The organism is Pelistega suis (assembly GCF_013133795.1).
Taxonomy (GTDB): domain Bacteria; phylum Pseudomonadota; class Gammaproteobacteria; order Burkholderiales; family Burkholderiaceae_B; genus Taylorella; species Taylorella suis.
In genome coordinates this window covers 416,270-422,573 of the sequence record NZ_JABGBN010000002.1, presented here as the reverse complement: position 1 = coordinate 422,573, position 6,304 = coordinate 416,270, and the positions used below count along the sequence as shown (strand labels likewise).

General features: G+C 41.8%; 8 protein-coding genes. 4 read left to right on the top strand and 4 right to left on the bottom strand.

The genetic code is table 11. The features are described 5' to 3' along the window. Window positions 1–163: 163 nt before the first annotated feature. Both HKX39_RS05320 and HKX39_RS05315 read left to right on the top strand, forming a co-directional pair. On the top strand, window positions 164–763 hold the full coding sequence (locus HKX39_RS05320) for a hypothetical protein (protein WP_171680256.1): 600 nt from the start codon (window positions 164–166) through the stop codon (window positions 761–763). 2 nt (window positions 764–765) lie between these two features. Beyond that, the gene (locus HKX39_RS05315) at window positions 766–1,356 is read left to right on the top strand and encodes a DDE-type integrase/transposase/recombinase (RefSeq protein ID WP_171680254.1); all 591 of its coding nucleotides are present in this window, start codon (window positions 766–768) and stop codon (window positions 1,354–1,356) included. 201 nt (window positions 1,357–1,557) lie between these two features. Here the strand turns inward: HKX39_RS05315 and HKX39_RS05310 are convergent, their stop codons facing one another. After that, complete coding sequence (locus HKX39_RS05310) at window positions 1,558–1,818, bottom strand: tetratricopeptide repeat protein (RefSeq protein WP_171680255.1); 261 nt, start codon at window positions 1,816–1,818, stop codon at window positions 1,558–1,560. Between the two features lie 83 nt (window positions 1,819–1,901). On the opposite strand from HKX39_RS05310, the gene HKX39_RS05305 reads away from it, so the two are divergent. Next, window positions 1,902–2,492, top strand: a complete 591-nt coding sequence (locus HKX39_RS05305; RefSeq protein WP_171680254.1) for a DDE-type integrase/transposase/recombinase — start codon at window positions 1,902–1,904, stop codon at window positions 2,490–2,492. 201 nt (window positions 2,493–2,693) lie between these two features. Here the strand turns inward: HKX39_RS05305 and HKX39_RS05300 are convergent, their stop codons facing one another. Next, window positions 2,694–3,365 carry a tetratricopeptide repeat protein gene (locus HKX39_RS05300; RefSeq protein WP_171680253.1) on the bottom strand — a complete coding sequence of 224 codons (672 nt, stop codon included), beginning with the start codon at window positions 3,363–3,365 and terminating at the stop codon, window positions 2,694–2,696. 75 nt (window positions 3,366–3,440) lie between these two features. Between HKX39_RS05300 and HKX39_RS05295 the strand changes: the two genes are divergently transcribed. Then, window positions 3,441–4,049 carry a glutathione S-transferase family protein gene (locus tag HKX39_RS05295; protein ID WP_171680252.1) on the top strand — a complete coding sequence of 203 codons (609 nt, stop codon included), beginning with the start codon at window positions 3,441–3,443 and terminating at the stop codon, window positions 4,047–4,049. Between the two features lie 134 nt (window positions 4,050–4,183). Here the strand turns inward: HKX39_RS05295 and HKX39_RS05290 are convergent, their stop codons facing one another. Together HKX39_RS05290 and HKX39_RS05285 are read right to left on the bottom strand one after the other, a co-directional pair. Further along, window positions 4,184–5,176 (bottom strand): Bug family tripartite tricarboxylate transporter substrate binding protein, encoded by a 993-nt coding sequence (locus tag HKX39_RS05290; RefSeq protein WP_171680251.1) that lies wholly within the window; start codon window positions 5,174–5,176, stop codon window positions 4,184–4,186. A gap of 70 nt (window positions 5,177–5,246) precedes the next feature. Then, complete coding sequence (locus tag HKX39_RS05285) at window positions 5,247–6,236, bottom strand: Bug family tripartite tricarboxylate transporter substrate binding protein (RefSeq protein ID WP_171680250.1); 990 nt, start codon at window positions 6,234–6,236, stop codon at window positions 5,247–5,249. Between the last annotated feature and the right edge of the window lie 68 nt (window positions 6,237–6,304).

The following is a 6,304-nucleotide window of genomic DNA, read 5'->3' as shown; positions in this document are numbered from 1 at the left end:
GTGAAACGCCTTTGCGCCGATGATAGTGGGTGGACACCTGTGAAAGTAGGGCATCGTCAAGCTAATTACATCAAAAACCTCTCTAGATAATCCCTAGAGAGGTTTTTTTATTGCCTATCATATAAACTGGTACGGATATTTTGGACACAAAGGAGTCCAAAATATGAAGATATCGGTATCTATTAAAGAGCAAGCCTGTGAGAGGCTTTTGCATTTTCATCCTAAAAAAGCGATAGCCCGAGAGTTAGGGATTTCAGCCAGTGTCGTTCGGGACTGGAGTTTTTTTGTCAACAAAGGTGACTTTGCTTGGATAAGTGAGCGTAGTGTCCTGACACGTAAAGCACAGCAGCATCAAGCGATTTTGTACTGGATAGAGCATTACCCCATAGGTTACAGTGATGTTGCCCGTTTATTTGGCATTCGTCCCTCTGACTTATACACAAAGATTAAACGTTATATCGCACATAGTCCCTCTGAGCATTTGCCTGATAAAATACGGTTATGGGATTGCCTAAGATGGCATGGGACAGGAGATGCAATGGTTGATAAAGCACGAATTCGTAAAATGGTCAGTGAGCGCTTATCCAGAGCTAAGACCAAAGAGCAGCTGGATAAAGAGGTGAATGATATTTTAATTACCTACGAGTGTTTATTCCAAGAGATACTCAGTGATTGCAAGGATGAGGTCAAAAAAAAAGAGTTGCAGCTATATCACGAGCAGCTCAAGCAGGCGTTAGCATCAAGGCTGCCTGCCAAGTATTGAGTGTGCCAAGAAGTAGCTATTATGCGGCCAAGCATCCGAGCGAGTCGATGCGACGTGATGAGCAAAAAGCGCAGTGGATAGCACAGATACAACAAGCATGTTTTTATACGATAGGTCGTCGTCGCATGGGGGTATTGCTTGAGCAAGCCCAAGGCTTAAAATTGGGGCAGTCGCAGATAGGTCGCTTGATGAAGGCGTTTGAACTCAATGCCAAGATACGTCAGCAACGCAAGACGTATCAAAAGAGCTGTCGTGTGCAAACGCAGGGATTAGCTGCCAATGTACTCAATAGGGACTTTAGCTCGGCAAGCCCAAGGAGTAAGTTGGTCGCTGATGTGACCTATGTGCCCTATTATGAAGATAATCAGTGGCACTGGGGTTACCTCTCGTTGATATTGGATTTATATGACCGCTCCATTGTGGCGTGGTGCTATGGTAAGCAACACAATCAGCAGTTAGCGTTAAAGACGTTAAAAATACTGAGCTTTAAAGGCGTTGCTCCGCACGCGTTACTGCATAGCGATCAAGGTAAACTGGTACGGATATTTTGGACACAAAGGAGTCCAACATATGAAGATATCAGTATCTATTAAAGAGCAAGCCTGTGAGAGGCTTTTGCATTTTCATCCTAAAAAAACGATAGCCCGAGAGTTAGGGAATCATCTCCCTCATATGATTGCTTACTAGTGACAAACCTTTACTACGTGCATGAGCGGCGATATGAATGTCATTTTCCCCAATAAGTGCGCCCTTTTTTGGATAAGCTCGCTTTAATATTTGCACATTGTGATGTGCTATGTAGATTCTTTGGTTTGTTGAGATTTTTCCCATTGTTTCTGCCAAAAATCAGCTTCAGTTGTACTTTGAGAAACCCCAATGCCTTGACGATACATATCGCTTAATATTTGCTGAGAAGGTATATAGTCTTGTTTGGCTGTTCTTTCAATCCAATATCGTGCTTTTTCCAAATCTTGTGCTACCCATTTGCCATGTAAATAGAGCGTACCCAGTAGATAGCTAGCACGTAGATGATGCTGATTGGCTGCTTTTTGCAAATAAAAGATACAGTCGGCTGAGGCTGTTTGCGAACCTAAACCCGTGATGAGTTAGCATCAAGGCTGCCTGCCAAGTATTGAGTGTGCCAAGAAGTAGCTATTATGCGGCCAAGCATCCGAGCGAGTCGATGCGACGTGATGAGCAAAAAGCGCAGTGGATAGCACAGATACAACAAGCATGTTTTTATACGATAGGTCGTCGTCGCATGGGGGTATTGCTTGAGCAAGCCCAAGGCTTAAAATTGGGGCAGTCGCAGATAGGTCGCTTGATGAAGGCGTTTGAACTCAATGCCAAGATACGTCAGCAACGCAAGACGTATCAAAAGAGCTGTCGTGTGCAAACGCAGGGATTAGCTGCCAATGTACTCAATAGGGACTTTAGCTCGGCAAGCCCAAGGAGTAAGTTGGTCGCTGATGTGACCTATGTGCCCTATTATGAAGATAATCAGTGGCACTGGGGTTACCTCTCGTTGATATTGGATTTATATGACCGCTCCATTGTGGCGTGGTGCTATGGTAAGCAACACAATCAGCAGTTAGCGTTAAAGACGTTAAAAATACTGAGCTTTAAAGGCGTTGCTCCGCACGCGTTACTGCATAGCGATCAAGGTAAACTGGTACGGATATTTTGGACACAAAGGAGTCCAACATATGAAGATATCAGTATCTATTAAAGAGCAAGCCTGTGAGAGGCTTTTGCATTTTCATCCTAAAAAAACGATAGCCCGAGAGTTAGGGAATCATCTCCCTCATATGATTGCTTACTAGTGACAAACCTTTACTACGTGCATGAGCGGCGATATGAATGTCATTTTCCCCAATAAGTGCGCCCTTTTTTGGATAAGCTCGCTTTAATATTTGCACATTGTGATGTGCTATGTAGATTCTTTGGTTTGTTGAGATTTTTCCCATTGTTTCTGCCAAAAATCAGCTTCAGTTGTACTTTGAGAAACCCCAATGCCTTGACGATACATATCGCTTAATATTTGCTGAGAAGGTATATAGTCTTGTTTGGCTGTTCTTTCAATCCAATATCGTGCTTTTTCCAAATCTTGTGCTACCCATTTGCCATGTAAATAGAGCGTACCCAGTAGATAGCTAGCACGTAGATGATGCTGATTGGCTGCTTTTTGCAAATAAAAGATACAGTCGGCTGAGGCTGTTTGCGAACCTAAACCCGTGATGAGAATCTCTCCCCAGATAGCCAGACTTTCTATATCTTGACGATGTGCAGCCTGTGCAGACCAATTAATGACCGCTTCGGTATAGTTAGGATATATATTTAGACGAGGATAGTAATATTGGCACAAGAGAGATTGTGCCTCGATATGATGCTGTTTTGCCGCTAATTCTAACCAACGCAAACCAGCAGGAATATCTTGATGATAGTATTCACCAACAAAGTAGCGTCGTCCTATCTCATATTCTGCGTTTGCATCGCCGCTTTGTGCTTTTTCCATGAGGTTTTCCATTGCCATATCGAGTGCTTCTGGACCATCTGGTTTTGCGAGGATAAATTGCATGAATTGTTGATAGAGTTTTTTCATGATGGCACTAATGCTTTGCGTGAATAACTAAATTATAAATAAGTATATACTGTTACCTTTATCGAAAGGAAGTTTATGTACCAACTTTATGTGAGTAAACCTAAATCCTCTTGGTCATTAAGACCATGGATTTTATTAAAGGAATTAAATATTCCTTTTGAAGATAAGCAAGTCTATTATCTGGATAATTTGCAAGGGCAACGAGCGCAGTTTGCTCAATTTTCACCGACATCAAAGATTCCTGTACTTCATCATCAAGGTAGCGTAATTTGGGATAGTTTGGCGATTGTAGAATATATCGCAGAAACCTATCCTCAGGTATGGGCAGAGGATAAAAAAGCACGTGCTTGGTCTCGTAGTGCCTGTGCTGAAATGCATTCAGGATTCACTCATTTACGTGATATATGTAATTTTAGTCCTTTGGAAAAAATCTCCTTACCCCAAATTCCAGCGGAAGTTGAGCAAGAGTTAAAGCGCATTAATCAATTATGGGAAGAGGGTTTACGTCTATTTGGTGGTGAGTTTTTAGCGGGTCAGTGTTTTACCGCAGTAGATGCTTTTTTTGTGCCTGTGGCTGGCCGTATTCAAACTTATGGTTTAGAGGCTTATTTTAGTACTCAAGCATTAGCCTATCAGCAACGCCTACTCGCATTACCTAGTTACCAAGAATGGTTAAATGCTTAATGAGATATTGGATGGCTAGGATTAGCACGAAAGAGCGAATATTCTGCATGTCTAATTAAAAAATAATCACCGCTGATAGTTTTGATACTATTAGCGGTGAAGTCATTTAATAAGATGAGTAATATTTAAAAACATTAATTGTTTTGTTGGATATTATTATCTTTGATAATTTGACCCCAGAAAGCACTATCACCAGCGATACGTTCTTGCATGATGTGAGGGTTTCGATATTCAGGAATAGCACCTAAATCCTTAAAGCGCTTTTGGATATCTGCACTATTCATTACTTTTTCAATAGCAGTAGCGAGCTTAGTGACAATCGCATCTGGCGTATCTTTAGGCACAACCAGTCCTGTCCAGGAAGTACGGGTATCCATATTGATATTCTGTTCTTTAATACTAGGGACATCGGGTAGACTTTCTAAGCGTTTAACTGTCCCCACCATAATCGGTCGCAGAGACCCATTTTGGATATGTGGCAATAGGGAAAGTACTTCAGAGTATAAGAAGTCAATTTCACCTGCGAGTACAGCGGTAATCGCTGGGCTACTACCGCGGAAAGGGATATGTTCAAAATTTACTTTATTATCTTTGGCGAGTTTTGCCATGGTGAGATGCGCTGTACTACCTACACCTGAGGTGGCAAAATTCAAGCCATGTTTATTTTCTTTTGCCGTCGCAATAAGACTATCTAGGCTAGTAATCTTAGGTTGATATTTAGGATTGACAACGAGTACCGTAGGGGTTTCGTAAATCATTCCTAAGGGTTTTACGTCTTTAGTTAAATCATATGGAGGTGTGGGCATAAGTAGAGGCGTGACTAAATTTGGCGCAACAACAATAGAGATATAATGACCGTCAGGAGCACTTCTAATTAGTTGTCCTAGACCAATAGTACCTGCTGCCCCTGATTTATTCTCAACTACGACAGATTGTTTAAGCTCTTTGCTCAATGCCTCGCTGAGGATACGTCCACCAATGTCGCTCGCACCTCCTGGGGCAAATGGGACAATATAGGTAATAGGTTTACTAGGGAAGTTATCGGCTTGAGCCATACTGACAGCTGGTGGTACTAGTCCTGTCAGTATAGCCAGAGTGAGTGATAACTTCTTTAGGTGTTTTTTCATGAATGTCTCCTTGATTGATGGTCTAATCGAATGAATTGCTATGTTGAATATGAGTCATCAAGATAATGAGTTAATTTTTTTGTTGAAGATTATTATCTTGGATAATCTTATTCCAGAAAGCAGAATCATCGACAATGCGCTTTTGCATAAAAGCACCGTCACGATAATAAGGAATGGCACCGATAGCGGTGAGACGCTCTTGTAATTCTGGACGTTCTAGGACTTTTTTTAGAGCAGCGGAAAGTTTATCGACAATTGCATCAGGTGTTTGGGCAGGTACGACAATCCCTGTCCATGTTGAAATTGTATTGGCTTTAGGATTTTGCTCTTTGATTGTGGGGACATTAGGCAATTGAGAGAGACGATCATCAGTACCTACAGCGATAGGGATTAAGGTTCCTGCATCAAGATGTGATAATAATGACACAATATCAGAGAACATAAAATCAATCTCTCCTGCTAGAAGAGCTGTGACTCCTGGGCTGCTACCACGAAATGGGATATGTTCTAGTTTGATATTGAGATCTTTTGCTAATAATTCCATGCTCAGATGTCCTGTGCTACCTACACCGACAGTGGCATAGTTCAGCCCATTTTTGCTGTCTTTGGCCGCTTGAATTAAGGAATTGAGATCCTTGATATTAGGGTGAAATTTGGGATTGATAGCAATCACCGTTGGGGTAAGGTAAGTAAGCCCAACCGCTTTGACATCTTTAGATAAATCATAGGGTGCTGTAGGCATTAAATAAGGGGCTAATAAATTAGGTGGCACGACGATGGATAAGGTATGACCGTCGGGTGCACTACGAATAAGTTGCCCTAAACCAATTGTCCCTGCTGCCCCTGTTTTATTTTCAACTACAACGGTTTGTTTAAGCTCTTTACTTAAGGCTTCACTGAGGATACGTCCACCAATATCGCTGGCACCTCCTGGGGCAAATGGGACAATATAGGTAATAGGTTTACTAGGGAAGTTATCTGCGGCTGTACTGATAGCAGGTAAAAAACTAGACGCCAAGACACCTATGCTCAGAATAGAATGACGTAATAACTTTTTCATGGGGTCTCCTTTAGGTGAATATTGTTTGCATTGCAGAATTATTTTTTGCAGGATAGCATAAAAACACG